Source organism: Marinobacter sp. EN3 (genome assembly GCF_000475315.1).
Lineage (GTDB): Bacteria > Pseudomonadota > Gammaproteobacteria > Pseudomonadales > Oleiphilaceae > Marinobacter > Marinobacter nauticus.
The window spans coordinates 59517-83314 of record NZ_AXCC01000021.1; the positions used below are offsets into that span (position 1 = coordinate 59517).

Sequence of the window (23798 nt, forward strand, 5' to 3'; positions counted from 1 at the left end):
ACTTCCCTCACGAATAAACTACAGGCGGCATCACGGCCTCCCCCATTCGCTGAACAACAAGGATAAGAAGCACCGGGAGACCCAAAAACTGGTTTCTCACGGCCTGTAAGCATCCATGCGGCTAGCCTGCTAAGTATAAGAAGGCCTGGAAGCGCCTGCTATCGTATGCGCCTGAAATAGGCAGATAGTTTACCGGTCTGTGATTGGCGTCATGCCTGCATTGAGCATTCTGTGAGCCCAGACCAATGGATACCCCGCGAACGGTCGAAAAGGGTTTCAATCCTTTCGGCTCGATTTCATAATCAAAGCACACTGACACTCACCGACTGGAGTAAATCAATGACAACAACGGTAGCGTTTATTGGCCTGGGCGTAATGGGTTATCCCATGGCGGGGCATTTGGCAAACGCAGGACTTTCTGTCCGTGTCTGGAACCGGTCTGGCGAGAAGGCAACACAATGGGCGTCAGAACATTCAGGCGCCGCCTGTGATTCGATCGCGCTCGCTGTTAGAGACGCAGATTTTGTCATAACCTGTGTTGGCGCTGACAAAGATCTGATCGAAGTATTTGAAGGCGACGAGGGAATCATCGCAAACGCTCCAGAGGGCGCCATCCTGATTGACCACACGACGGCATCTGCGGGGATTGCCGAACGCCTGGCCGAGTCCGCTGGCGCCCGCAAACAGGCTTTTATCGATGCGCCGGTTTCGGGTGGTCAGCAAGGCGCCCAGAATGGCGCACTCACCATCATGTGTGGCGGCGCCGAGCAGGCGTTCGAAAAAGCCAGGCCGGTCATGGCGCACTACGCTCGTGCGCTCAACCTGATGGGCCCGGCGGGCAGCGGGCAGAAAACCAAGATGGTTAACCAGATTGCAATTGCCGGGTTGGTTCAGGGGCTTTCAGAGGCGCTGCACTTTGCCGAACAGGCAGAGCTGGATGTACGCAAAGTGGTAGATGTGATTTCCAAAGGTGCGGCCCAGTCCTGGCAGATGGAAAACCGTTCGGGAACCATGATTGACGGTGAGTTCGATCACGGGTTCGCGGTTGACTGGATGCGAAAGGATCTGGGAATCTGCCTGGAGGAAGCGAGAAAAGTGAATGCATCGCTGCCGGTTACCGCACTGGTAGACCAGTTCTACGCGGATGTGCAATCCATGGGCGGACGACGCTGGGACACATCGTCTCTCATACAGCGACTACGCAAGTTCCGTTAACGCGCCAGCGTATACGAGAATAACGCCCCCTCGCCTTCTCAAAGGCGAGGGGGCGCCACCGACCATCTTACTTTTTCTTGTCGCGCGGGACCCAGCGACCATTTTCAAACCACGCTGACCACCCCGTAGCCTTGCCGTCTTTCTCCGACATGACGTACTGCTCTTTTGATTTTCGGCTGTAACGTATCACCGTCGGATTGCCTTCAGGGTCCTTTTCAGGGGCATCCATCAGGTAATCGTATTTCGGATCGATTTCCTTACGGTGTGGCTTGATTTCCATCACTAATGGCGGCCGCGTTTCCCGATTTTTCGGGAATTTACTGGCTGCCAAAAACAGGCCGGACGCCCCATCACGCAGTACGTAGGTATCGTCCACCTTATCGCACTTGAGCTCTGGCATTGGCACCGGGTCCATTTTAGGGGGTGCCGGCTCACCATTTTTCAGCAACTTACGGGTGTTCTTGCATTCACTGTTGGTGCAACCGAAGTACTTGCCGAATCGGCCGGTCTTGAGCTGCATCTCGGAGCCACACTTGTCACATTCCAGCGTCGGCCCATCGTAACCTTTGATACGGAACGTACCCTCTTCAACCTCGTACCCTGAGCAGTCCGGATTGTTACCACACACGTGCAGCTTGCGCTTCTCGTCGATCAGGTAGCTGTCCATGGCGGTGCCGCATTTCGGACAGCGGCGTTTTTTCCGGAGCAGCCGGGTTTCACCCTCCCCTTCCACATCGTCATCAGCACTCACCACTTCGTCGCCAGACACCAGGTTAATGGTGGTCTTGCAGCGTTCCTTGGGTGGCAACGAGTAGCCGGAGCAGCCCAGGAATACCCCGGTACTGGCCACCCGGATCTGCATATTCCGGCCACAGCTCGGACACGGTATATCGGTTTCCGTGGGAGTATTGGCGCGCATACCGCCATCCGTCTTTTCAGCGCTTTCCAGCTGATTACGGAATTTGGCATAGAAGTCGTTCAGCACTTTTTTCCACTGAACCTCACCCTCGGCGATCTCGTCCAGCTCATCTTCGAGGCGCGCGGTAAAATCGTAATCCATCAGATTCGGGAAGGATTCCGCCAGTCGCTCGGTCACTATCTCCCCCATCTTCTCCGCGTAGAAGCGGCGATTCTGAAGCTTTACGTAGCCCCGATCCTGAATAGTAGAAATGATGGAGGCATAGGTGGACGGCCGGCCGATCCCCTGCTTTTCGAGCTCTTTGACCAGGCTGGCTTCGGTGTACCGGGGCGCCGGCTTGGTAAAATGCTGGGTTGGATCCAGTTTCTTGAGATCCAGGGGCTGATCCACCTTGATATCTGGCAATGCCACGTCTTCATCTTTCTTGGTGGACTGCGGCGCAGCCTTCAGGAAGCCGTCAAACTTGACGATTCGACCCCGGGTGCGCAGCTCGTAGTCGCCGTTGGCCACCACAATAGACGTACTCAGGAATTCGGCATCTGCCATCTGACAGGCAATAAACTGGCGCCAGATCAGGTCGTAGAGCTTCTCTGCGTCTTTTTCCAGGCCGGTAATATCCGTTGGCCTGCGAGCAACATCCGTCGGGCGAATGGCTTCGTGAGCTTCCTGAGCGCCTTCCTTGCTGCCGTAGACCCGCGGCTTCTCAGGCAAATAACGTTCGCCGAACTGCTTCTGGACGAACTCTCGACAGCTGACTACGGCATCCTGGCTGAGATTGGTGGAATCCGTACGCATGTAGGTAATAAAACCGGCCTCGTACAATCGCTGGGCCAGCATCATGGTTTTCTTGACGCTGAAACCCATGCGGTTACTGGCCGCCTGCTGCAGCGTAGAGGTAATAAAGGGTGCAGACGGACGGGATCGGGTCGGCTTGTCTTCGCGCTTGGCCACCTTGAAGCCGCCAGCCTTGAGCCGCTCAACGTGCTCCTTGCTCTGAGCTTCGTTGACAGGGCGGTAGGGCTTGTCGATATAACGGGTTACTTCGAACCGGACCGGGTCTTTGGCGCCCTCGGCAGCAAGGTCTGCATGCAATTGCCAGAACTCTTCCGGCACAAATTTACGGATCTCCCGTTCCCGTTCCACAATCAGTCGTACGGCGACGGATTGCACACGGCCCGCTGACAGACCGCGGGCAATCTTTGCCCACAACAGCGGCGAGACCATATAACCCACAACGCGGTCCAGGAACCGTCGGGCCTGCTGAGCGTTAACCCGGTTGTTATCGAGGTTGCCCGGATCCTTGAAAGCTTCCTGAATCGCCCGTTTGGTAATCTCGTTGAACACCACACGACGGTATTTGTCCGGCTCGCCGCCAATGGTCTCCTGAAGATGCCAGGCAATCGCCTCCCCTTCTCTATCCAAATCCGTTGCCAGATAGATGTGGTCGGCAGACTTGGCCAAACGCTTGAGCTCGCTGACCACCTTTTCCTTGCCAGGCAGAATCTCGTAACGGGCGCTCCAGTCATGGTCGGGATCAACACCCATGCGGGCTACCAGTTGCTCCCGGGCCTTACGCTTCTTGTGCTCGGCTTTCTCGTCCGGGCTCATCTTGCGCGTGGCCGCCGCCTGTTTCGCCCGTTCTTTCGGGTCTGACTGGCTGCCGCTGCCACTTACGGGCAGGTCACGGATGTGGCCAACACTGGACTTCACGATAAAATCCGAGCCCAGGTACTTGTTGATGGTCTTCGCTTTCGCTGGCGACTCGACAATAACGAGACTTTTACCCATATCGGAGATCTGTATCCTTGGCGATCAATCGGTCAATATCTGAACAGAACCGTAAACTCGCATAAAAATCAGGCAACTGGAAAACACAAAGGCTGCCATTCTGTATAGGCTCACTGTTTTACAGGGTCAAGATTGGCAAGACAACCCATTCTTTGATTTCAATCAGCCTTTTTTCCGGGTTCCGTCGCATTTTGCGCGTCCGGAAACAGGAAGGCCCGGCATATGCCGGGCCTCCTGACTGAGCTCACTAATCAGATACTCCTGATCAGATACGCTCCCACACAGTGGCAATGCCCTGACCAAGACCGATACACATGGTGGATACACCAAGCTTACCGCCTTTGGCCTGCATGATATTCAGCAGTGTGGTGGAGATACGGGCACCGGAGCAGCCCAGCGGATGGCCAAGAGCAATCGCGCCGCCGTTCAGGTTCACCTTCTCTTCCATGACGCCCAGCAGTTTCAGGTCTTTCAGAACCGGCAGGGACTGGCCAGCAAAGGCCTCGTTCAGTTCCCAGAAGTCGATATCTTCAACTTTCAGGCCTGCACGCTTCAGGGCCTTCTTGGTGGCCGGTACCGGGCCGTAACCCATGATCGCGGGATCGCAACCAGCCACGGCCATGCTGCGGATCTTGGCAATCGGGGTCAGACCCAGAGCTTCTGCCCGCTCGGCGGACATCAGCACCATGGCAGACGCACCATCGGTCAACTGGGAAGAGGTACCGGCAGTCACCGTACCATTTTTCGGATCGAACGCCGGGCGCAGCTGGCCAAGGGACTCAGCTGTGGTTTCCGGACGAATGGTCTCGTCTTCTTCGATCAGCTTCACAAAGCCGTTCTCGTCGTGACCTTCAATCGGAACGATTTCGTTCTTGAAACGACCTTCCTGAGTGGCTTCATGGGCGAGGCGATGGGAGCGGGCGCCGAACTCGTCCTGCTGCTCACGGGTGATACCGTGCATCTTGGCCAGCATTTCCGCGGTCAGGCCCATCATGTTGGACGCCTTGGCGGAGTACTTGGAAGCAGCCGGGTTGTGGTCGAAACCCTCAGTCATGGGTACGTGGCCCATGTGCTCAACACCACCGACCAGGAACACATCACCGTTACCAGTCTGGATAGCCTGCGCCGCGGTGTGGATAGCGCTCATGGCGGAACCACACAGACGGTTTACGGTCTGGGCAGCAGACTCGTGGGGGATACGGGTCAGCAGGGAAATCTGCCGCGCCACGTTAAAGCCCTGCTCCTTGGTCTGGTTTACACAGCCCCAGATCACATCTTCTACTTCTTTCGGGTCGAGCTTCGGGTTGCGCTCAAACAGTGCTTCAATCAGCGCAGCCGACAAAGTCTCGGCACGTACGTTGCGGAAACAGCCGTTTTTGGCACGACCCATCGGAGTCCGCACGCAATCGACGACGACAACGTCTCTCGGATTAAGGCTCATAGATCTTTCTCCGTTCGGAAATCTCGTTAGGGTTAGCCAAAGAACTTCTTGCCAGTCTTGGCCATTTCACGCAGCTTCTCGGTCGGCGCGTACAGCGGGCCAAGATCTGCGTACTTGTCTGCCAGTTCGACGAACTTGTCGACGCCCATGTCGTCGATGTAGCGCAATGCACCACCACGGAACGGAGGGAAGCCGATACCGTAGATCAGGCCCATGTCTGCATCGGCCGGGTCTTCAACAATGTTGTCTTCCAGGCAGCGAACGGTTTCCAGGCACAGAGGAATCATCATGCGGGCGATGATTTCTTCTTCGTCGAAGTCTTTGCTGCCGTCAACCACAGGCTCGATCAGCTTGTAGGTTTCTTCGTCAACAACCTTCTTCGGCTTGCCCTTCTTGTCTTCTTCGTACTTGTAGAAGCCTTTGTCGTTCTTCTGACCGTAACGGTTGTTCTCGAACATCACGTCAATGGCAGACTTGAAGTCGGCCTTCATGCGCTCTGGGAAACCGTCAGCCATCACTTCGTTGGCGTGCTTGGCGGTATCCATGCCGACAACGTCCAGCAGATAAGCCGGGCCCATGGGCCAGCCGAACTTTTCCATCACCTTGTCGATCTTCTGGAAATCGGCGCCGTCACGTACCAGCGCGGCAAAACCACCGAAGTACGGGAACAGAACACGGTTAACCAGGAAGCCCGGGCAGTCGTTGACGACAATCGGGGTCTTGCCCATCGCTTTGGCGTAGGCAACCGTAGTCGCGATAGCCCGGTCACTGGTCTTCTCGCCACGGATAACCTCAACCAGCGGCATCATGTGCACCGGGTTGAAGAAGTGCATGCCACAGAAGTTCTCCGGACGCTTCAGGTTTTTGGCCAGAAGGTTGATGGAGATAGTGGAGGTGTTAGAGGTAAGAATGGTGTCTTCGCGAACTGCATCTTCAGTTTCACGCAGAACAGCATCTTTGACCTTCGGATTCTCAACAACCGCTTCAACCACCAGGTCAACGTTCTTGAAGTCGCCGTAGTTGAGGGTCGGAGTGATCGCGTTCAGCACGTCGCCCATCTGGCCGGCGTCCATCTTGCCTTTGGCAACACGCTTGGACAGCAGCTTCTTGGCTTCATTCAGACCCAGCTTGATGCCGTCCTGATTGATGTCCTTCATAATGATCGGTGTGCCCTTCAGTGCAGACTGGAACGCAACACCGCCACCCATGATTCCGGCACCCAGTACGGCGGCCAGATTCACATCAGAAGCTTCTTTTTCCCAGGCACTGGCTTTCTTCTTCAGGGCCTGGTCATTCAGGAACAGACCAACCAGACACGCGGCAACGTTGGTCTTGGCCATCTTGGCAAAGCCTTTGGCCTCTACCTCAATCGCCTTGTCGCGGGTCATGCCGGCATGCTTCTGCATGGTCTTGATCGCTTCCACCGGCGCCGGGTAGTTCTTGCCAGCCTTGCCGGCCACGAACGCCTTGGAAATCTCGAATGCCATCATGCTTTCCATGGCATTGAGCTTGATCTTGCCTTTCTTTTCTTCACGGCGAGCCATGTGGTCCAGCTTGCCTTCATTGCACTGCTTGATGATCGCAACGGCAGCTTCAACCAACTTGTCAGCGCCAACAACAGCGTCAACAGCACCGGTTTTCAGAGCGGCATCAGCGCGGTTTTCAGTACCACCAGCAATCCACTCAACCGCATTGTCGACACCAACCAGGCGGGACAGGCGAACCGTACCGCCAAAGCCCGGGAAGATACCCAGCTTCACTTCCGGCAGACCTACCTTGGCCTTGGGAGCCATGACACGATAGTCGGTCGCCAGACACATTTCGAAACCACCGCCCAGAGCGATACCGTTGATAGCGGTAACCGTCGGGAACGGCAGGTCTTCAATGGCGTTGAATACTTCGTTGGCCCTGAGGTTGTTGGCCACGAGGTCTTCCTCGGAACCAGCAAACAGCTCGGTAAACTCGGTGATATCGGCACCGACAATGAAGCTGTCCTTGGAGCTGGTTACTACCAGGCCTTTCAGGTTCTTCTGGGATTTGAGTGCTTCAGCTGCGGCGCCCAGTTCTTCGATGGTGAGACGGTTGAACTTGTTGACTGACTCGCCTTGCAAGTCGAAGTCCAACTGAGCGATCCCGCCTTCGATCTCTTTAACCGTGATGGCTTTACCTTCGTAAATCATCAACTGATCTCCAGTCTGTGTTTGGAACTGCTGACAACCGGCGGGCGTTGGCCACCATGCCGGCTGTTTGTGCAGCGAGATTTCGGTCACTGCCCGATCTTCCGATCCAAAAATTCATACAGTCGTTTGAATCGTGAGGGCACACGATGAAAAAAAAAGACGCGTTTGTCAATTTGTTTCTGAATGAAACCTGCAGAAAAAAGGGAGCTGACTCTGTAAGCGCCGGAAACTACTTGATTAGCCGGCAGACTTACTTTAACTTCGGGTTACGACTTTAGTCCACAATAATAAAACTGCATTACGGAGACTCATCCGATGAAAGACGCCCGCCTGCGGATCCAGTCGTTGATTGCCGCGTTCATTCTACTCGCCCTGACGGCTTTGAGCGCAAAGGCCCAGGAAACCGGGGCAGAGTTTCTGTCTGACCTCCACGATTTCCGGGTCAATAACTACCTTGCTCTCGATGCCTTTTACAGCTTCAGTGCGACCGGCGATACCGAAACACTGAACCGGATCGTTGTCGGAATCAATAACTCCAACGACGCCATGAATTCCGTAGTGGCGAGCACCAGCGGCGTTCTTTCTGAACAGCAGATTGAGGAACTGAACCAGGCCTTCGACCAGTTCAAGAATCTGATGCGCGGCAACATCAATGAGGTACGCGACCGGGGCTATCCGGATCTTCGCCTGATGGCCGACCTGGCAAACCAGGCCCAGAGTATGAATAACCTGGCTACCGAGCTCTATTCGGTAGCACAGGAAAGCAGCGGAATTAAGGCGGATACCCGTATTGAGTCGGCTCGTTCAGCCGCTGTGGTCATGGCCCAGATGATGGCCCGTTATGCCGCCAGAACGCACTCGTCCGTCGCCCAGACCTTCCAGGGAGCTTCCAGCGAAGTTCCGCTCGACGAGCAGGCCAAGACATTCGATCAACTCCTTTCCTCACTCAGGGCCGGCTCAACAAACGGCGAACTCAAGACTGCCCTGGACGATGTCGCTTCCAAATGGCAATTCATCCGCAGCTCGTACATCAACTACAACGAGAACAACGTGGGCTTTGTGATTGATCGCTACTCGAAAGGCATCATTGAAGGCCTGACCAACGCTATTGACCTGCTACGCGCCAGCGCCTGACGCTCTTCCGGGGTGAGCGGCCAGCTCACCCCAGCCAAATCCCTCCCCCGGTTGATACCGGTCAGCATGACAAAACACTTTCCCCGGTATACTCTCGGTACTATTCTGAACATATTCCCCAAGTACGAAGGAGCGCTAAGTTATGTCCACCTATAAGAAAATGCTGGTTGCCATTGATCTGACTGAAGAGGCACCACAGGTTCTGAACAAAGCCAAGGCGATGTGCGATGCCCAGGGAGCCGAGTTGCTGCTGGTTCACGTTGTTGAGCCGGTTGGCTACGCCTATGGTGGCGATATTCCTATGGATCTGTCTGAACTGCAGGATCAGTTGGACAAAGCCGCTCGTGAACAGCTGGGCAAGTATGGGGATGAATATGGTATTGCGGCGGCCAACCAGGTGGTAACCGTCGGCCGGCCAGAATCGGAAATCCACCGGCTGGCCAAGGAGCACAACGTTGACCTGGTGATCGTGGGAAGCCATGGCCGTAAAGGCTTCCAGTTACTGCTTGGCTCAACTGCCAACGGCGTTCTTCACGGCACGGAGTGCGATGTACTGGCCATTCGTATTCATTGAGACTCGTGATGGAAGGGGGACGGCCCTAGCCCTCCCCCTTCATCCTGGCCTGAAGCTTCCTGAGCTGGCTTTCCAGAGAAACGCTGACACTCGAGGCCATTGAGAAAAAGTTGAGCAGTGCCTTCAGATTACTGTCGCCCTTGCAAACAGCATGTATCCGCTGCCAGAGCGCCTGATTCACCAGCTGTAATCGCTGATTACGCTCCACCAGACCTTTCAGTTCCCAGTCCGCTTCCTGCTGATTCCGCTTTGCGAAAAGCTGTTGAAGCAGATAATACCCCACACTGCGCATCACAAATTCGTCACTGTTGGCAAACGGCAGGTGGTGGAGCGCCATCGGCTTGAGCTCCGAAAGCACAGGGCAGCCACTGGTAGCCATCTTGAGCCCCAGCAGAGAACGCAACGCCTCTTCCAGCGTCGTCTGCTTGAAATAGGAGCGGCGCTCATCCGTCACGGTTACATCCACTTTCTGATACGCGTCTTCCGCCTGAAACGCCTCTACGACCGGCAGAATCTCGGTTGCCGCCGGGCAATACGGGGTCTCGCCAGGCTTCAGCGGGCAGTTCGAACACTGACAGTGTTCGAGACGAACCCAGGCCGGCAGTGACTGACCCTGCGGCGGCGAGGAGGACTCCCCAGTTACCTTGAACTCGATATCACGGCCATCCTGAAATTTGAAATTGTAATTTATGTTCATTGGTTCGCCTGTTCTTCCAGCTCCATCCACCGTTCAATCACCGACTCCAGGCGAGACTCCGTTTCCGCCAGCTGTTCCAGAGTGGCCGATACATCTTCCGGTGGGCCTGAATAAAAATCCGGTGCAGAAATTTTATCCTGAAGCTCAGCTACCTGCTGCTCCAGTTGTTCGATTTTGCCGGGCAATTGTTCCAGCTCAAGTTTAAGCTTGTAGCTCAGTTTGACGGGCTTTGATTTTGCCGACTGCCCCACAGTACCGCCATCCTGACCTGGCTTTTTAGCGGAACTGTCGGGTTTATCACGCTTATCCTGTTTGTCCAGTCGGCTTCCCGATGTTTCAGAGGGAAAACGACCGCCTTGCCGACGCCAATCGGTGTATCCACCCACGTATTCCATCACCGCCCCGGAACCGTCCAGGAAGATGGTATCGGTCACCACGTTATCGAGAAATTCCCGATCGTGACTGATAACAATCACGGTACCCTTGAACTCTGAAAGCTGTTCTTCCAGCAATTCCAGGGTTTCGACGTCAAGATCGTTGGTAGGTTCGTCCAGTACCAGAATATTGGCTGGCTTACTGAACAATTTGGCCAGCAACAGTCTCGCCCGCTCACCACCGGAGAACACACGCACAGGAGAGCGTGCCCGTTCCGGGGTAAACAGAAATTCCTGCAAATAACCCAAAACATGCTTGCTCTGACCATTGATATCGATGAATTCCCGGCCCTCAGCCAGGTTATCCAACGCATTTCTCTGGAGATCCAGCTCTCCCCGAAGCTGGTCAAAGTAGGCGACCTGAAGATTCGTTCCCAGCCGAATACTTCCCTCAGTGGGTGTCAGCTCACCTAACAACAGGCGCACGAGGGTCGTCTTGCCCGTGCCGTTCTCACCAACCAGTCCGATCTTGTCGCCCCGGAGAATGGTGAGATCCATATTGCGAACCACTGGCTCGCCATCGACATAAGAGAATCCGGCATTGCTCGCTTCCGCAACCAGCTTGCCCGAAATATCCGCCAGCTCTACGGCAAAACTGGCGGTGCCACCCCTCACCCGGCGTTGCCTGTGCTCTTCCCGCATCGCTTTGAGCGCTCTCACCCGCCCCATATTCCGGGTGCGGCGAGCCTTGATACCCTGGCGGATCCAGGCCTCTTCCTGTTTCAGGCGCTTGTCGAAAAGCGCGTTCTGGCGCTCCTCTTCCTCCAGCGCTTTTTCCTTAAGCTCCAGATATCTGTCATAACTGGCCGCAAAACTCACCAGCTGCCCCCGGTCCAGCTCCACGACGCGAGTGGCCATTCGCCGGATAAAGGCACGGTCATGACTGACAAACAACATGGCCCCCCGGAACTGCGATAACGCCTCTTCCAGCCAGGCAATGGCGGGCACATCCAGATGGTTGGTTGGCTCATCCAGCAACAGAATATCCGGGTCTGCCACCAACGCCCTGGCCAGAAGCACTCGCCGCTGCCACCCCCCGGAAAGCGTATTCAGTACCCGATCCGGATCCACTCCATACTGCCCCAGAATCGTGGTTACCTTCTGGTCAAGCCGCCAGCCATCCAGAGATTCCAGCCGTTCCTGAACCTTCATCAAACGCTCAAGACTGGATTCGTCCGCCCTTTGAGACAGCCGGTGGAATTCCGCCAACAGGTCACCGGTTTCCGGAAATGCGGAAGCCACCACATCATAGGCCGTACGAGTGTCGTCCGATGGCAAACTCTGAGGCAACACCGACAGCACTGAGCCATCTTCCATGCGCACCACACCGCCGTCCGGCGTCACTTCCCCGCTGACGATCTTCAGCAGCGTGGATTTCCCCTCACCGTTTCGCCCCAACAGACACACCCGTTCACCGGGCTCGATGGTCAGGCTGGCCTCATCCAGCAATGGATGCATGCCATAGGCGAGCGAAATCCTGTCTAGCGTTAACAGTGGCACTGTATCAATTCTCCTGATTCAAAACGGTTACCTCATCGCCCACAGATATCTCGCCGGGCTTCTGGTGCACGGCATTTTGCCCAAAAATAACGCCGTCCCGGGTCTTTCGATAGCTGGCCAGAGTCTTGAGGGGCTGAGTGGCGGAATCTTTCTCGCCAGTATCCGGGTTGACCGTGGTCATCACACAACGGGAGCAGGGTTTGACAAGATCCAGCCGGCTTTCACCAACGCTGACGCTCCGCCAGGTGTCTTCCGCCCAGGCCCCCGCCCCCTCAACCACAATGTTCGGCCTGAAGCGACGCATATCGACCGGGGATTCGAGACGGGAATTGAGCTCATCCAGAGACGACTGGTTAACCACCAGCAACGGGAAGCCATCGGCAAAACCCACTCGGCGTTCAGCACTGACACGACCAGGATCCACCCGCCGGAAACAGCTATCAGGCATATAAACCAGCCTGAGCGTTTCTCCGCAATAGCGGCTCAAGGCCTCGGCAGCACGATCAGCTCCGGCAGTGGCAGCCACCTGATCACGCCAGACCGTCACTTCCACAGCGTCAGAGCCCACCTCGAGAGGGAAAATCCCCTCGCCAGGCACATCAATAACGACCACTCCCTCTTGCAGAGCCGTTGAAACATTGGCGAGCTGAGGCAGCCGACGCTGAGTGACGAAGCGGTTATCCCCATCAACAATCATCCAGCGGCGATCACCTTGCGGGCCGAAATCATCCAAGCTGAAGCGGGACACGTCGATTCCAGCCAACGACTTGACCGGGTAGATATAGAGGGATTTCACCTTCATGGCTTCGCCTTCCTCAGTTGCCGGATTATTCAGGAAATGGCTGCCGAGTATAACTGACGAGACAGAGGTAGTGAGTGATTTTGCGAGGCTATAAACGAAGAAACCCGGCCTGAGGCCGGGTTTCCGAATTCTGGAGCGGGAAACGAGATTCGAACTCGCGACCCCAACCTTGGCAAGGTTGTGCTCTACCAACTGAGCTATTCCCGCTAGTTGCTGTCGGGCGTTGCCTGACAACGGATGCGTATTCTACTGATAACTCGGGGGCCGTCAACACTTTCGTGAAAAAATCTCACAGCCGCTGATAATCATGGTGCCCGCAGGTCTTCAGGCTCCACCCCTAGGGCCAACTGCACAATTCTGGCCACGGATGCACTCAATACCTCAGCCTCGGTGCCGGGCACTTCCAGCAGCAGATCGTAGCTCATACCCAGCACTACATTGACGATCAGGGTACCGTCCTGACGAGGGCACGGCGAATCCAGTCGTACCAGGAGCTGCTCGAGACCATCAATCCAGGACTGCCGATACCGACGAGCCACCCTGGCCAGACGGCCATCTCTGAGGGCCTCCATCAAAAACACCTGCTCTGCCAGTACCTGCTCCCTCCGGCGTGTAAACTGCTCCTGCATCCAGGCCCGGGCAAAGTCGGTCAGGCGCTGACACAGCTCCGGACGGAACTCAGCGCCGCGGCGCAATTGTTCCGCAGGCACACCATCGAGCACCAGATTCAGGGTGTCGTGGAAGGCTTTCAGTTCCGCACCGGCTTCCTTCGCGTACAGCATGAAGGCGTCGCTGATCAACTCGTTGATGTCTCGGAAATAATAGGTGGTTGCTGCCAGGGGTACGCCTGCTTCCCTGGCGACGGAACGATGCTTGATACCTTTGATACCGTCCTTCGCCGCTACCCGGATGGTTGCCTTGAGAATGGCATGACGCCGGATTTCACTTTTCGCACGAGTGGTTCTGCCACCCCGCCCTGGGGCCCTGTTATTGTTGGAGATAGGTTTATTGGCGCCCGGGTTATCGCTCACCGCCGGGTTGTTAGATGACATCCTGTTCTTGCTCCGCTGCTTTTATTGTTATCGCTGTAAGGGAGTGTGCCCGTTATCGACAGTCAATTCGTTGAACCGATCACCAAACTGGCAAGCTCTACTGGCCAAAGCGCGGCCCGCCCTCAAGATAAGCCTGTTCATCCTGCGACGACGCGCGCTTCAGGGCTTTGTTGCGATGAGGAAATCGGCCAAAACGGGCAATAATATCCCGATGATCGCGAGCCGACTGAAGAAAACTGCCCAGAAAGTCTCCCAGAACGCCATCGGTGGTGGCAGACAATTGCTGATAGCATTCTACCGAAAGATCCTGATCCGCCAGCTTTTCGGAATGCTGTAACGGCATATAGAGGAAAGCACGCTGAACCGGCGGCAACTCCAGATCCTGTCCTCGCTGCATCGCGCCGCGACACAATTGCCGGGCCAGACGGTCGTTATCGAAGGCCATGGCGCCCCCGCGAAAAATATTGCGGGTGAACTGATCCAACAAAAGAATCTCAGCAAGCGAGCCTCCGGCGGCTTTGCGCCAGTGATCCAACCCCTGCTCAGAGGCAAACAGCACCAGAGACAGAAACCTGCGCCGGATTTCCTGATCGAAGGCACGGTCACTGCGAAACCAACGGTTGCGATGATCGCGATCAGGAATACCGTTTTCATCTAATTCACCGAACCAGAAATCCAGAAGCTCTTTCCAATCGAACATCTGACAACTCCCTGATACATTGATTGTCAGGATCACTTTAAACGACCCACTGTCGTCAAGTTTACGGTCGCACCGACACAAACGACCAGATCGGAGATGTTATGACCCAACCACACCAGATTATTTTACTGGCCCACGGCAGCAGCGACGCACGCTGGTGCGAAACCTTCGAGAAACTGGCCGAACCGACCGTAGAGTCAATCGAGAATGCAGCCATTGCCTACATGGAACTGGCAGAACCCTCACTGGATACCATTGTGAACCGGGCCAAAGGGCAAGGCGTGGAGCAATTCACGGTCGTCCCGTTATTTCTCGCTGCGGGCCGCCACTTGCGAAAAGATGTCCCGGCCATGATCGAAAGGCTGGAGGCGGAACACGGCGTTACTATCCGCCTGGCTGAACCAATCGGGAAAAATCCGAGGCTTGGACTGGCCATCCGTGATGTGGTTAAGGAGGAACTCGAGCGCTCTGAACACTGACAAAGAACCAACCACGGATTCCGATCGCAGGAGGGAACCCATGGACAAACGTATATTGGTTACCGGCGCCACAGGGTTTATCGGCCACATACTATGCCGTGAGCTAATTGAACGCGGTTATGGGCTAACGGTTCTCAGCCGCCAGAAGCCGGATGCCGTGCGCTCCATCTGCGGCCGGGTAGAAGTCACGGATGATCTGGAAAAGTTGCGCGCACACCCGGGCTTCGATGCAGTTATCAATCTGGCCGGGGAAGGCATTGCCGACAAACGGTGGAGCCATGCCCGCAAGGAACAGCTGCGTGCCAGCCGCATTGATCTCACCCGCACCCTGGTCGGAGTGGTAAGAACCTGGAGCAACATGCCGGAGGTTCTGGTATCCGGCTCTGCCGTTGGCTTTTATGGTAACCAGGGGGATCACCTGGTTACCGAAGACACAGAACCCCATGATGAGTTCACACACCAACTGTGCCGGGACTGGGAACAGGAGGCACTGAAACTTGAAGCTGATGGCGTACGCGTTTGCCTGTCCCGCACCGGCGTGGTGGCCGGCCGTAACGGCGGTTTTCTGCAACGCATGGTCCTGCCCTTCAAGCTCGGACTTGGCGGAAAGCTGGGCTCCGGACGGCAATACATGCCCTGGGTTCACAGGGACGACGTGGTTTCCGGCCTGCTCTGGATGCTGGATACGCCAACGGCAAACGGCCCCTACAATATGGTCAGCCCGAACCCGGTCACCAATGCGGAATTCACCAGAACGCTTGCACAGGTTCTACACCGCCCTGCCGTTATACCGGCTGCAGCGCCTGCACTGAAACTGATGCTGGGGGAAATGGCCGGGCTGTTACTGACCGGTCAGAAGGCGATACCGGAACGGCTCAAACGTGAGGGTTTTGAATTCCGGCTTGCGGAACTGGAAGCCGCGTTGAGGGAAAGTGTGGGAACATAATTTTTTTAAGAAAAAGCGTTGACAGCCCCAGGCACCTTACTTAATATACGCGCCACCTCGACGAGGCAAGCTTTTGAAAACGTTGCGTCCCCTTCGTCTAGTGGCCTAGGACTCCGCCCTTTCACGGCGGCAACAGGGGTTCGAACCCCCTAGGGGACGCCAATTTCAAAGCTGTCTGCTCGTCAGCTGCCATGACCACCCTGGTGGTGTTTTCCTCCTTTAGCAGCATGGCTCTTCTGATCCTTCATGACGAAGATGCCGACTCCGACGAAGAAGCCAATCATCAGCAATACTGTGGCGATTCCGGCGATTACAACTGCGTCCATATACATGGCTATGTCTCCTGTACCTGTAAAACTTGATTAAGCTCAGGTTACGCCGGCACCGCCTGCCCCGTATTGATCTGCATCAAGCTCATTTCGTCATTGCAATAATTGCCAAAGTGAGACGCCCTGCCCCATTTCTCTCGGTTTATCCTGAGTTTGCAGCGCATTTGCCGTAAACTGCTGCTATAGTCGTAGGCAAGGGAATACAGGTAACAACGTCAGGGATCGCTTCTGTAATTGCTATGTCCGATACTTCCTTGGATGGTCGAAAAATCAAAGACATGCCAGACATTGCGACGCGTTTGAAACGTTTTCGTGCAGCCTCTCCTTTATCATTCCGGCTGGTGGCATGGATCCTTCTGTTCAGCTCTGCCTTTACATTGCTCGCGTCCGGCATTCAGATCTACTCAGACTACCGCGAGGACCTGTCCAAGATAGAACAGCGGATGCAGGTAATTGAGTCCGGTTACCGCTCCAGTCTTGCCCAGAGTCTGTGGGCGCTGGATCAAAAACACCTGCAAACCCAGATGGACGGCATTCTCAGCCTGCCCGATATCGAACATCTACGGCTCCGAATTGAACCAGACTCCGAACTGGTCATGGGCGAACTCCCACGAGACACCGATACCCTCACCCACAGTTTCGAGCTGATCTACCGGGACGATGCGGAATTCCGGCTGGGCGAGCTCACCATCACCGCCAGTCTGCAACGGGTGTATGATGAACTAAGGCGCCGGGTGGGCTTCATTCTTGCCACTCAGTTCCTGATCATATTTGTTGTTTCCATTCTGATTCTGTGGATATTCCGCCATCTGGTCACTCGCCACCTGGCGGACATGGCCGACTACACCCGGGATCTGTCATTGCGAAATCTTTCACGCCCGCTGGAGCTGGATAGGCCGGATACTCCTGCTTACCAGCGCGATGAGTTGGGTATGGTGACCGAAGCCATCAACCAGATGCGCGAACGGCTCACCGATGACGTTGCAAGGCGGGAACGTGATGAAGCCGAAATCCGGAAATTCTCCAAAGCCATCGACCAGAGCCCATCTTCGGTTCTGATCTGCGACCGGCAATGGCGCATTGAATATGCGAACCGGAAATTCAGCCAACTGACGGGGAACAGCCCGTCTGAAATCATCGGCAAGCATCCCTCGTCACTTATTGACCCCGGTGTGGATTCCCACGAAGCCAGACAACTATGGAAATCCATCAGGCTTCAGGTACAGCGCGTGGGCGTTTGGCAAGGCGAAGTCAATAGCACACGGAAAAATGGCGAGCGCTACTGGGAACAGCTTGTGGTCACCCCTATCAAGGACAATAACGGTGAAACCACCGGTTACCTGATACTCGGGGAAGACATCAGCATCCGAAAACGTTACGAGCAACAGCTGTTGCGGCAAGCGAATTACGACATCCTGACCGGGCTTCCCAACCGCATGCTTGCGCTGGACCGCCTGAAACTGGCGCTGGCCCAGGCAAGGCGTGATGAGTCCAAGGTTGGGGTAATGTTCCTGGATCTGGACAACTTCAAGCACATCAACGATACCCTCGGCCACGACGCCGGTGACACCCTGCTGATTGAAGCCGCACGCCGGATCTCCAGCTGCCTGCGCGGCACCAGTACCGTTGCGCGGCTGGGTGGTGATGAGTTCCTTGTGGTGCTGCCGGGGCTGAACGGGCCGGACGCCTCTTCCCAGGTTGCCGAACGTATTCTGAAAACCTTCGCACCGCCGTTCATGCTCAGCGGCCAGGAAGTGTTTGTCACAACCAGTATTGGCATCGCCACCTTCCCGGACGACTCGGATAACAGCGGCACCCTGCTCCAGCACGCCGATGCGGCCATGTACGAGGCGAAACACAAAGGCAAGAGCGCCTATGCCCGTTTTACTCCGGAGATGAGCGAGGTTTCTCACGAGCGTCTGCAAATGGAATCTCACATGCGCAAGGCCCTGGAGCTGGGTGAATTCGAGCTCTATTTCCAGCCCATTGTCGACACCGCCAGTGGTGGCCTGGTGGCGGCTGAAGCCCTGCTTCGCTGGAACAATCCGGCCATGGGCATGGTGATGCCAGATCGCTTTATTCCGCTGGCCGAGGAAACCGGCCTGATCATTCCGATCGGCGAATGGGTCGTCAAGGAAGCCTGTCAAGCCGCGTACTGCTGGCAGGCGATGACCGGGCGTGAGATCAGCATTGCCGTCAATGTATCACCACGCCAGTTCCGGGACCCCGGGTTTACCGACGCCATCATGCGCGCGCTGAACGACAGCAATTTACGGCCGGAACTGCTGGAACTGGAAATCACGGAACGGCTGATTCTGGACAATTCCATCGAAACCGCTGATATCCTCAAACAACTCGACAAAGTTGGAATCCGCTTGTCGGTCGACGATTTCGGAACTGGCTATTCGGCACTCAGCTATCTGAAAAGCTATCCGTTCGATACCCTGAAAATCGACAAGTCATTTGTTCAGGATGTCCTGAAAGAAAACGAAGATGCTTCCCTTGTCCGCGCGATCATCAACATGGCCCACAGCCTAGGCCTGAAAGTGGTTGCCGAAGGGGTTGAGGAAGAGGACCAGACTCACTTCCTGAAAGCGGAGCATTGCGACTACTCCCAGGGTTACTTCTATAGTCGCCCCCTGCCCGAGCAGGACTTCATTCACTGGCTCGAAACCAATGAGCGGGCCAATCTAAAGTAATCAATACGGCACAACCATGGACGACTCAATCCTGGTCGTAAACTGCGGCAGTTCATCACTGAAACTCGCCCTGTTTGATCACGACCACCAGAAAATCACCTCCGCCCTGGCGGAAAGACTTAATCAATCCGATGCCTTTGCCCGCATCAACGGCGATGAAACACCGGTTCACTTACCTTCCGGTGCCAGCCACAGCCAGGCGCTGGCGGCACTGGTCAACGCATTTAATGACCGGGCTCTGATGACGGGCGAACCCAAGGCTGTTGGCCATCGAGTGGTGCATGGCGGCGAAACCTTCCGTGAAGCTTCGTTGATTGATGATCAAACAGTGTCCGCCATTGAAACCTGCGCAGCGCTGGCCCCCCTGCATAATCCGGTAAACCTCGCGGGCATTCGAGCCATGCAGGCGCTGTTCCCGAACGTTCCACAGATCGCGGTATTCGATACCGCTTACCATCAGACCCTGCCCGAGCGCGCTTACCGATACGCACTACCGGAACGGTTCTACAGCGACTGGGGAGTGCGTCGTTACGGCTTCCACGGCACCAGTCATTATTTCATGGCACACGAGGCCGCTCGTCTGCTGGACAAGACACCGGCCACCACCTCAATTATCTCTGCCCATCTGGGTAACGGTTGTAGCATCACAGCGATCCAGAATGGGCTCAGCGTCGATACCAGCATGGGCCTGACTCCGCTTGAGGGACTCGTGATGGGCACCCGCAGCGGGGATGTCGATCCCGGGCTGTTCGACTACCTCGCAAGTCGGGGTATGAGTGCCGGTGACGTCCACGAGATGCTGAATAGAGAAAGCGGATTACAGGGACTCTCAGGCCAGACAAACGACATGCGAACCTTGTGTGAGCTGGCTGACCATGGCCACGAACCCTCACAGCTGGCAATTGACGTATTCTGCTTCCGCCTGGCGCGGTATATTGGAGCGATGACCGCGTCCCTGACAAAACTGGACGCTCTGGTCTTTACTGGCGGCATCGGTGAAAACAGTGCCCGCATTCGCCAGGACACAACCCGACATCTGCACCTGCTTGGGATTGAGCTGGATCCGGACCTCAACGAGCATCACGGGCGCTGGAGTGATGGCCGCATCAGTTCCCCGGACTCGCGTTATCCGGCGCTGGTCATTCCCACAAATGAAGAACTGGTGATTGCCCGAGAAGCCGCCCGCCTGGCCGCTGCCAGCACCGAACACTCCGAAGAATGAAACCTGGAACAATCATGGCAAAAAGTCTTTTCATAGCCCCAACCTCTCTTGACTCAGGCCTGACATCCGTATGCCTTGGTCTTCTGCGTGCCCTGGAACGGGAAGGAGTGAGCGTCGGCTTTTACAAACCATTCAGTCAGTCCGTACACAGAGGCGAAGCGCTTCATAACGACGGCAAAGATTCTTCGGTGGCCTTTGTGCGTGCCCGCAGCCACCTCGAACCACCCGACCCGATTCCTCTGAAACAAGCCCAGCAGCTGTTGAACCACGGCAAAGCCGACCTGCTGATGGAGAACGTCGTCGGTGAATACCAGAAAGTCGCCAACGAAGCGGATGTGGTCATCATTGAAGGATTGGTTCCGGACAGAACCGAAGCCTATATCGCGCGGCTGAACGTGGAAGTCGCCCGCAATCTCGGTTCCGAAGTGATCCTGGTGAGCACACCGAAGAGCTGCACTGCCAGCGAGCTCGATGATGACCTGGATTTCTCCTCGCGCCTGTTTGCTGCACCGTCGGATCCGGACGTGATTGCGGTCATTCTTAACAAGGTGGGAGAACCACAGAAGTCCGGTATGGCACTGGATCATCCGCCGGCAAGTGAAGCCACTGAAACCGATTATCACACCTCCTGCAAAGTATTCGCGAACGGCCGCTTCCAGTTGCTGGCGCAGATTCCCTGGCAACCCCAACTGCTGGCACCCCGGGTCTCTGATGTGGCGCGAGAGCTTGGTGTTCCGGTACTGCACGAAGGGCAAATGCACTCACGGCGGGTGCAGCGGGTATCAGTGTGCGCCAGATCCATCCGCAACATGACCGACACCCTCAAGCCAGGCACTCTGATGGTCACCCCTGGTGATCGCGAGGATATTGTGGTGGCCACGGCCGTTGCCGCCCTCAATGGTGTCCCGCTTGCCGGACTGATGCTGACAGGCGGCCTGATGCCGGACGAACGGGTTATAGAGTTGTGTCGGCGAGCACTGGACACCGGTTTGCCAGTGCTGAGCTCGGAAACCAATACCTACGAGAGCGCCCACCTTTTGGCAAATCTGTCTTCAGCCATTCCCATTGACGATCCGGAGCGTATTGAAGAAGCCATGGAATCTGTGGCCCGGCGAATCAACACCCGGTGGCTGCAGGAGCACCTGAAAGTTCAGCGCCAACGTCGGCTCTCGCCTCCGGCATTCCGTTATCAGCTATCGGAGAGAGCCCGGGCTGCAGCCAAGCGGATCGTCTTGCCAGAAGGCAGTGAACCCAGAACCATTCAGGCAGCCATTATCTGCCATCAACGTAACCTCGCTCATTGCGCGCTGATCGGTGATCCACACGAAATTCGCTCAGTCGCCGCCTCCCAGGGCGTGGAACTGCCAAATGATCTGGAAATCATAGACCCGCAATCGGTGCGCGAGCGTTACGTGGCACCCATGGTGGAGCTGAGAAAGCATAAAGGCCTGACACCGGATATGGCCGAAGCCATGCTGGAGGATAACGTCGTTCTGGGTACCATGATGGTGGCCATGGACGAAGCCGACGGACTGGTATCCGGCGCTATTCATACCACGGCCAACACCGTGCGCCCTGCCCTCCAGTTGATCAAGACCCATGACAACGCCAAGGTGGTGTCATCGGTGTTCTTCATGTTGTTACCGCAACAGGTGCTGGTATATGGCGACTGCGCCATCAACCCAGACCCGAATGCCGAGGAACTGGCCGATATTGCCATACAGAGTGCCGAATCTGCCGAAGCCTTTGGTATTGAACCTGTGGTTGCGATGATCAGCTACAGTACCGGCGAGTCCGGCAGCGGTGAGGATGTCGACAAGGTTCGCGAAGCCACCCGCATTGCCCGGGAACGGCGCCCGGATCTGCTCATTGACGGTCCGCTGCAATACGATGCCGCGGCCATTGAGAGCGTGGCAAAATCCAAAGCCCCGGGCAGCAAGGTAGCCGGCAAGGCTACCGTGTTTGTGTTCCCTGACCTGAACACGGGCAACACCACCTACAAGGCGGTGCAGCGCAGTGCCAATGTCGTCAGCGTGGGGCCCATGCTCCAGGGCTTGCGAAAACCGGTAAACGACCTGTCCCGCGGGGCCCTGGTGGAAGATATTGTCTTCACCATTGCCCTGACGGCAGTACAGGCAAAACAGGTCGCCGATGCAGGAGCCGCCTGATCAGGGCTCCTGGCAGGGACTAGCCCCGGCAGATCAGCGTTTAACGCTTTTCTGCCGGGTCTTCTTGATCCGACGGCCTTTCTTCAGGTCGTTGTCTTTCTTGACCTTTTGCCGAGGCGTCAGACGGTCGACCTTGGTTGCGAAGGGATTTTCGCCTGACTTGAATTCAAACCGTATCGGCGCGCCCACGACTTTCAGCACCTTTCTGAAGGTGTTTTCAAGGTAACGCTTGTAAGCACCGGGCAGTGAATCCACCTGATTACCATGCACCACCACAACCGGCGGGTTGGAGCCACCCTGGTGAGCGTATCGCAGCTTGATGCGGCGACCGTGAACCATCGGCGGCTGATGTTGAGCAACGGCATCCTGAAGGATTGCAGTCAACCGGTTGGTTGGCCACTTTGACATCGCGGATTCATAGCAGGCCTGGACCGACTCATACATGGTTCCCACGCCCGTGCCGTGCAGTGCCGAGATATAATACTTGTCCGCGTAATCCAGGAAATCCAGGCGCCTGGCCACTTGCTCTTTTACCCGGTCACGGTCTTCCGGATCCATGCCGTCCCATTTGTTGATGGCGATCACCAATGAGCGGCCTGCATCCAGTACAAACCCGATCAGGTGCAAATCCTGGTCTACCAATCCCTCCCGGGCATCGATCACCAGAATCACGACGTGGGCATCATCAATCGCCTGCAGTGTCTTGATAATGGAGAACTTCTCCACCGCCTCGCGAACATTCTTTCGGCGACGAACCCCGGCAGTGTCAATCAAGGTATACTCATGGCCCTGGCGCTCATAGGGAATGTAAACGCTGTCGCGGGTAGTGCCCGGCATGTCGTACACCACCACCCGATCTTCACCGAGCATGCGGTTAACCAGGGTAGACTTGCCCACATTCGGCCGTCCCACCACACCAATCCGGATACCCGGGTAACGATCCGCCCGGTCCTGGTCTTCCGGATTTTCCGGTTCCGGCAGCAGCGCTTCCAGCAAAGACAGGATGCCGCGGTTATGGGCCGCCGCAATCAGAAACGTGGATTCAAACCCCAGACTGTAGAAGTCCGCTGCCGCCACGTCCGGATCCTGGCCATCGGTCTTGTTAACCACCAGATGAGCCTGTTTGCCCGATTTGCGCAGATAATCCGCGATCATTTCATCGCCGGCGGTCAGTCCTGCCCGACCGTCCACAAGAAACAGGACAATGTCCGCTTCTTCTACCGCCTGCATTGACTGCCGAGCCATTTCGGCGTCAATACCGGCTTCGTCACCGGTCAGGCCGCCCGTATCGATAACGATGAACTTCTGGCCTTCGTAGTTGCCCTCACCGTATTTACGGTCCCGGGTCAGCCCGGGGAAGTCCGCTACGAGAGCATCCCTGGAGCGGGTCATCTGGTTAAACAACGTGGACTTACCAACGTTGGGGCGGCCTACAAGGGCGATAACTGGGGTCATATTGATCTGCTATTCAAGAAACCAGAAACCCGGCACGCAGGCTGAAGCCTGGGCCGGGCATAAA

Annotated in this window: 18 protein-coding genes and 2 tRNA genes; 9 read left to right on the top strand and 11 right to left on the bottom strand. The window is 56.1% G+C overall.

Features of this window, described 5'->3' with window-relative positions; translation table 11 throughout:
- Positions 1 to 339: 339 nt before the first annotated feature.
- On the top strand, positions 340 to 1215 hold the full coding sequence (locus Q675_RS26675; RefSeq protein WP_011784656.1) for an NAD(P)-dependent oxidoreductase: 876 nt from the start codon (positions 340 to 342) through the stop codon (positions 1213 to 1215).
- Between the two features lie 67 nt (positions 1216 to 1282).
- Here Q675_RS26675 and topA read toward each other — a convergent pair whose 3' ends face one another.
- From topA to fadB, 3 genes are all read right to left on the bottom strand, one after another.
- Positions 1283 to 3922 carry a type I DNA topoisomerase gene (topA, locus tag Q675_RS26680; protein ID WP_011784655.1) on the bottom strand — a complete coding sequence of 880 codons (2640 nt, stop codon included), beginning with the start codon at positions 3920 to 3922 and terminating at the stop codon, positions 1283 to 1285.
- 265 nt (positions 3923 to 4187) lie between these two features.
- On the bottom strand, positions 4188 to 5363 hold the full coding sequence (gene fadA, locus Q675_RS26685; RefSeq protein WP_011784654.1) for an acetyl-CoA C-acyltransferase FadA: 1176 nt from the start codon (positions 5361 to 5363) through the stop codon (positions 4188 to 4190).
- Between the two features lie 32 nt (positions 5364 to 5395).
- A complete protein-coding gene (gene fadB, locus Q675_RS26690; RefSeq protein WP_014421724.1) occupies positions 5396 to 7543 on the bottom strand; it encodes a fatty acid oxidation complex subunit alpha FadB in 2148 nt (715 codons plus the stop codon).
- A 315-nt stretch (positions 7544 to 7858) separates the two neighbouring features.
- Here fadB and Q675_RS26695 point away from each other — a divergent pair, with 315 nt between their 5' ends.
- Positions 7859 to 8677 carry a hypothetical protein gene (locus tag Q675_RS26695; RefSeq protein WP_023008218.1) on the top strand — a complete coding sequence of 273 codons (819 nt, stop codon included), beginning with the start codon at positions 7859 to 7861 and terminating at the stop codon, positions 8675 to 8677.
- A gap of 142 nt (positions 8678 to 8819) precedes the next feature.
- Positions 8820 to 9251, top strand: coding sequence for a universal stress protein (locus Q675_RS26700; protein WP_011784651.1), 432 nt, complete (start codon positions 8820 to 8822; stop codon positions 9249 to 9251).
- Between the two features lie 25 nt (positions 9252 to 9276).
- On the opposite strand, the gene Q675_RS26705 is transcribed toward Q675_RS26700, so the two are convergent.
- The 6 genes from Q675_RS26705 to Q675_RS26730 form a co-directional block, all read right to left on the bottom strand.
- Complete coding sequence (locus Q675_RS26705; protein WP_022992475.1) at positions 9277 to 9948, bottom strand: DUF6901 family protein; 672 nt, start codon at positions 9946 to 9948, stop codon at positions 9277 to 9279.
- Positions 9945 to 11882 carry an ATP-binding cassette domain-containing protein gene (locus Q675_RS26710; protein WP_031209832.1) on the bottom strand — a complete coding sequence of 646 codons (1938 nt, stop codon included), beginning with the start codon at positions 11880 to 11882 and terminating at the stop codon, positions 9945 to 9947. The genes Q675_RS26705 and Q675_RS26710 overlap by 4 nt, the downstream gene beginning before the upstream one ends.
- Positions 11883 to 11886: 4 nt before the next feature.
- Positions 11887 to 12684: an MOSC domain-containing protein gene (locus Q675_RS26715; protein WP_023011052.1), complete on the bottom strand. Its 798-nt coding sequence runs from the start codon at positions 12682 to 12684 to the stop codon at positions 11887 to 11889.
- A 131-nt stretch (positions 12685 to 12815) separates the two neighbouring features.
- Positions 12816 to 12891, bottom strand: a tRNA-Gly gene (locus Q675_RS26720).
- A gap of 98 nt (positions 12892 to 12989) precedes the next feature.
- A complete protein-coding gene (locus tag Q675_RS26725; protein ID WP_023011053.1) occupies positions 12990 to 13736 on the bottom strand; it encodes a TetR/AcrR family transcriptional regulator in 747 nt (248 codons plus the stop codon).
- 97 nt (positions 13737 to 13833) lie between these two features.
- Positions 13834 to 14436, bottom strand: a complete 603-nt coding sequence (locus Q675_RS26730) for a DUF924 family protein (RefSeq protein WP_014421729.1) — start codon at positions 14434 to 14436, stop codon at positions 13834 to 13836.
- 101 nt (positions 14437 to 14537) lie between these two features.
- Between Q675_RS26730 and Q675_RS26735 the strand changes: the two genes are divergently transcribed.
- From Q675_RS26735 to Q675_RS26745, 3 genes are all read left to right on the top strand, one after another.
- Complete coding sequence (locus tag Q675_RS26735; protein WP_011784645.1) at positions 14538 to 14915, top strand: sirohydrochlorin chelatase; 378 nt, start codon at positions 14538 to 14540, stop codon at positions 14913 to 14915.
- 40 nt (positions 14916 to 14955) lie between these two features.
- Complete coding sequence (locus Q675_RS26740) at positions 14956 to 15861, top strand: TIGR01777 family oxidoreductase (RefSeq protein WP_023011054.1); 906 nt, start codon at positions 14956 to 14958, stop codon at positions 15859 to 15861.
- A gap of 86 nt (positions 15862 to 15947) precedes the next feature.
- A tRNA-Glu gene (locus tag Q675_RS26745) sits at positions 15948 to 16023 on the top strand.
- A 20-nt stretch (positions 16024 to 16043) separates the two neighbouring features.
- Here the strand turns inward: Q675_RS26745 and ccoM are convergent.
- On the bottom strand, positions 16044 to 16193 hold the full coding sequence (ccoM, locus tag Q675_RS38625) for a cytochrome c oxidase subunit CcoM (RefSeq protein ID WP_022992482.1): 150 nt from the start codon (positions 16191 to 16193) through the stop codon (positions 16044 to 16046).
- 236 nt (positions 16194 to 16429) lie between these two features.
- On the opposite strand from ccoM, the gene Q675_RS26750 reads away from it, so the two are divergent.
- From Q675_RS26750 to pta, 3 genes are read left to right on the top strand one after another with little or no spacing between them, the layout of a single operon-like run.
- Positions 16430 to 18889, top strand: a complete 2460-nt coding sequence (locus Q675_RS26750; RefSeq protein WP_014421733.1) for an EAL domain-containing protein — start codon at positions 16430 to 16432, stop codon at positions 18887 to 18889.
- Between the two features lie 16 nt (positions 18890 to 18905).
- Positions 18906 to 20111: an acetate/propionate family kinase gene (locus tag Q675_RS26755; RefSeq protein ID WP_023011055.1), complete on the top strand. Its 1206-nt coding sequence runs from the start codon at positions 18906 to 18908 to the stop codon at positions 20109 to 20111.
- A gap of 14 nt (positions 20112 to 20125) precedes the next feature.
- A complete protein-coding gene (pta, locus tag Q675_RS26760) occupies positions 20126 to 22279 on the top strand; it encodes a phosphate acetyltransferase (protein WP_023011056.1) in 2154 nt (717 codons plus the stop codon).
- Positions 22280 to 22312: 33 nt separating this feature from the next.
- Here pta and der read toward each other — a convergent pair whose 3' ends face one another.
- A complete protein-coding gene (der, locus tag Q675_RS26765; protein WP_011784640.1) occupies positions 22313 to 23734 on the bottom strand; it encodes a ribosome biogenesis GTPase Der in 1422 nt (473 codons plus the stop codon).
- Positions 23735 to 23798 lie beyond the last annotated feature (64 nt).

Coding starts and splice junctions, on each gene's coding strand:
- Q675_RS26675 (WP_011784656.1), top strand. CDS start 340: ATGACAACAACGGTAGCGTTTATTGGCCTGGGCGTAATGGGTTATCCC.
- topA (WP_011784655.1), bottom strand. CDS start 3,922: ATGGGTAAAAGTCTCGTTATTGTCGAGTCGCCAGCGAAAGCGAAGACC.
- fadA (WP_011784654.1), bottom strand. CDS start 5,363: ATGAGCCTTAATCCGAGAGACGTTGTCGTCGTCGATTGCGTGCGGACT.
- fadB (WP_014421724.1), bottom strand. CDS start 7,543: ATGATTTACGAAGGTAAAGCCATCACGGTTAAAGAGATCGAAGGCGGG.
- Q675_RS26695 (WP_023008218.1), top strand. CDS start 7,859: ATGAAAGACGCCCGCCTGCGGATCCAGTCGTTGATTGCCGCGTTCATT.
- Q675_RS26700 (WP_011784651.1), top strand. CDS start 8,820: ATGTCCACCTATAAGAAAATGCTGGTTGCCATTGATCTGACTGAAGAG.
- Q675_RS26705 (WP_022992475.1), bottom strand. CDS start 9,948: ATGAACATAAATTACAATTTCAAATTTCAGGATGGCCGTGATATCGAG.
- Q675_RS26715 (WP_023011052.1), bottom strand. CDS start 12,684: ATGAAGGTGAAATCCCTCTATATCTACCCGGTCAAGTCGTTGGCTGGA.
- Q675_RS26725 (WP_023011053.1), bottom strand. CDS start 13,736: ATGTCATCTAACAACCCGGCGGTGAGCGATAACCCGGGCGCCAATAAA.
- Q675_RS26730 (WP_014421729.1), bottom strand. CDS start 14,436: ATGTTCGATTGGAAAGAGCTTCTGGATTTCTGGTTCGGTGAATTAGAT.
- Q675_RS26735 (WP_011784645.1), top strand. CDS start 14,538: ATGACCCAACCACACCAGATTATTTTACTGGCCCACGGCAGCAGCGAC.
- Q675_RS26740 (WP_023011054.1), top strand. CDS start 14,956: ATGGACAAACGTATATTGGTTACCGGCGCCACAGGGTTTATCGGCCAC.
- ccoM (WP_022992482.1), bottom strand. CDS start 16,193: ATGTATATGGACGCAGTTGTAATCGCCGGAATCGCCACAGTATTGCTG.
- Q675_RS26750 (WP_014421733.1), top strand. CDS start 16,430: ATGTCCGATACTTCCTTGGATGGTCGAAAAATCAAAGACATGCCAGAC.
- Q675_RS26755 (WP_023011055.1), top strand. CDS start 18,906: ATGGACGACTCAATCCTGGTCGTAAACTGCGGCAGTTCATCACTGAAA.
- pta (WP_023011056.1), top strand. CDS start 20,126: ATGGCAAAAAGTCTTTTCATAGCCCCAACCTCTCTTGACTCAGGCCTG.
- der (WP_011784640.1), bottom strand. CDS start 23,734: ATGACCCCAGTTATCGCCCTTGTAGGCCGCCCCAACGTTGGTAAGTCC.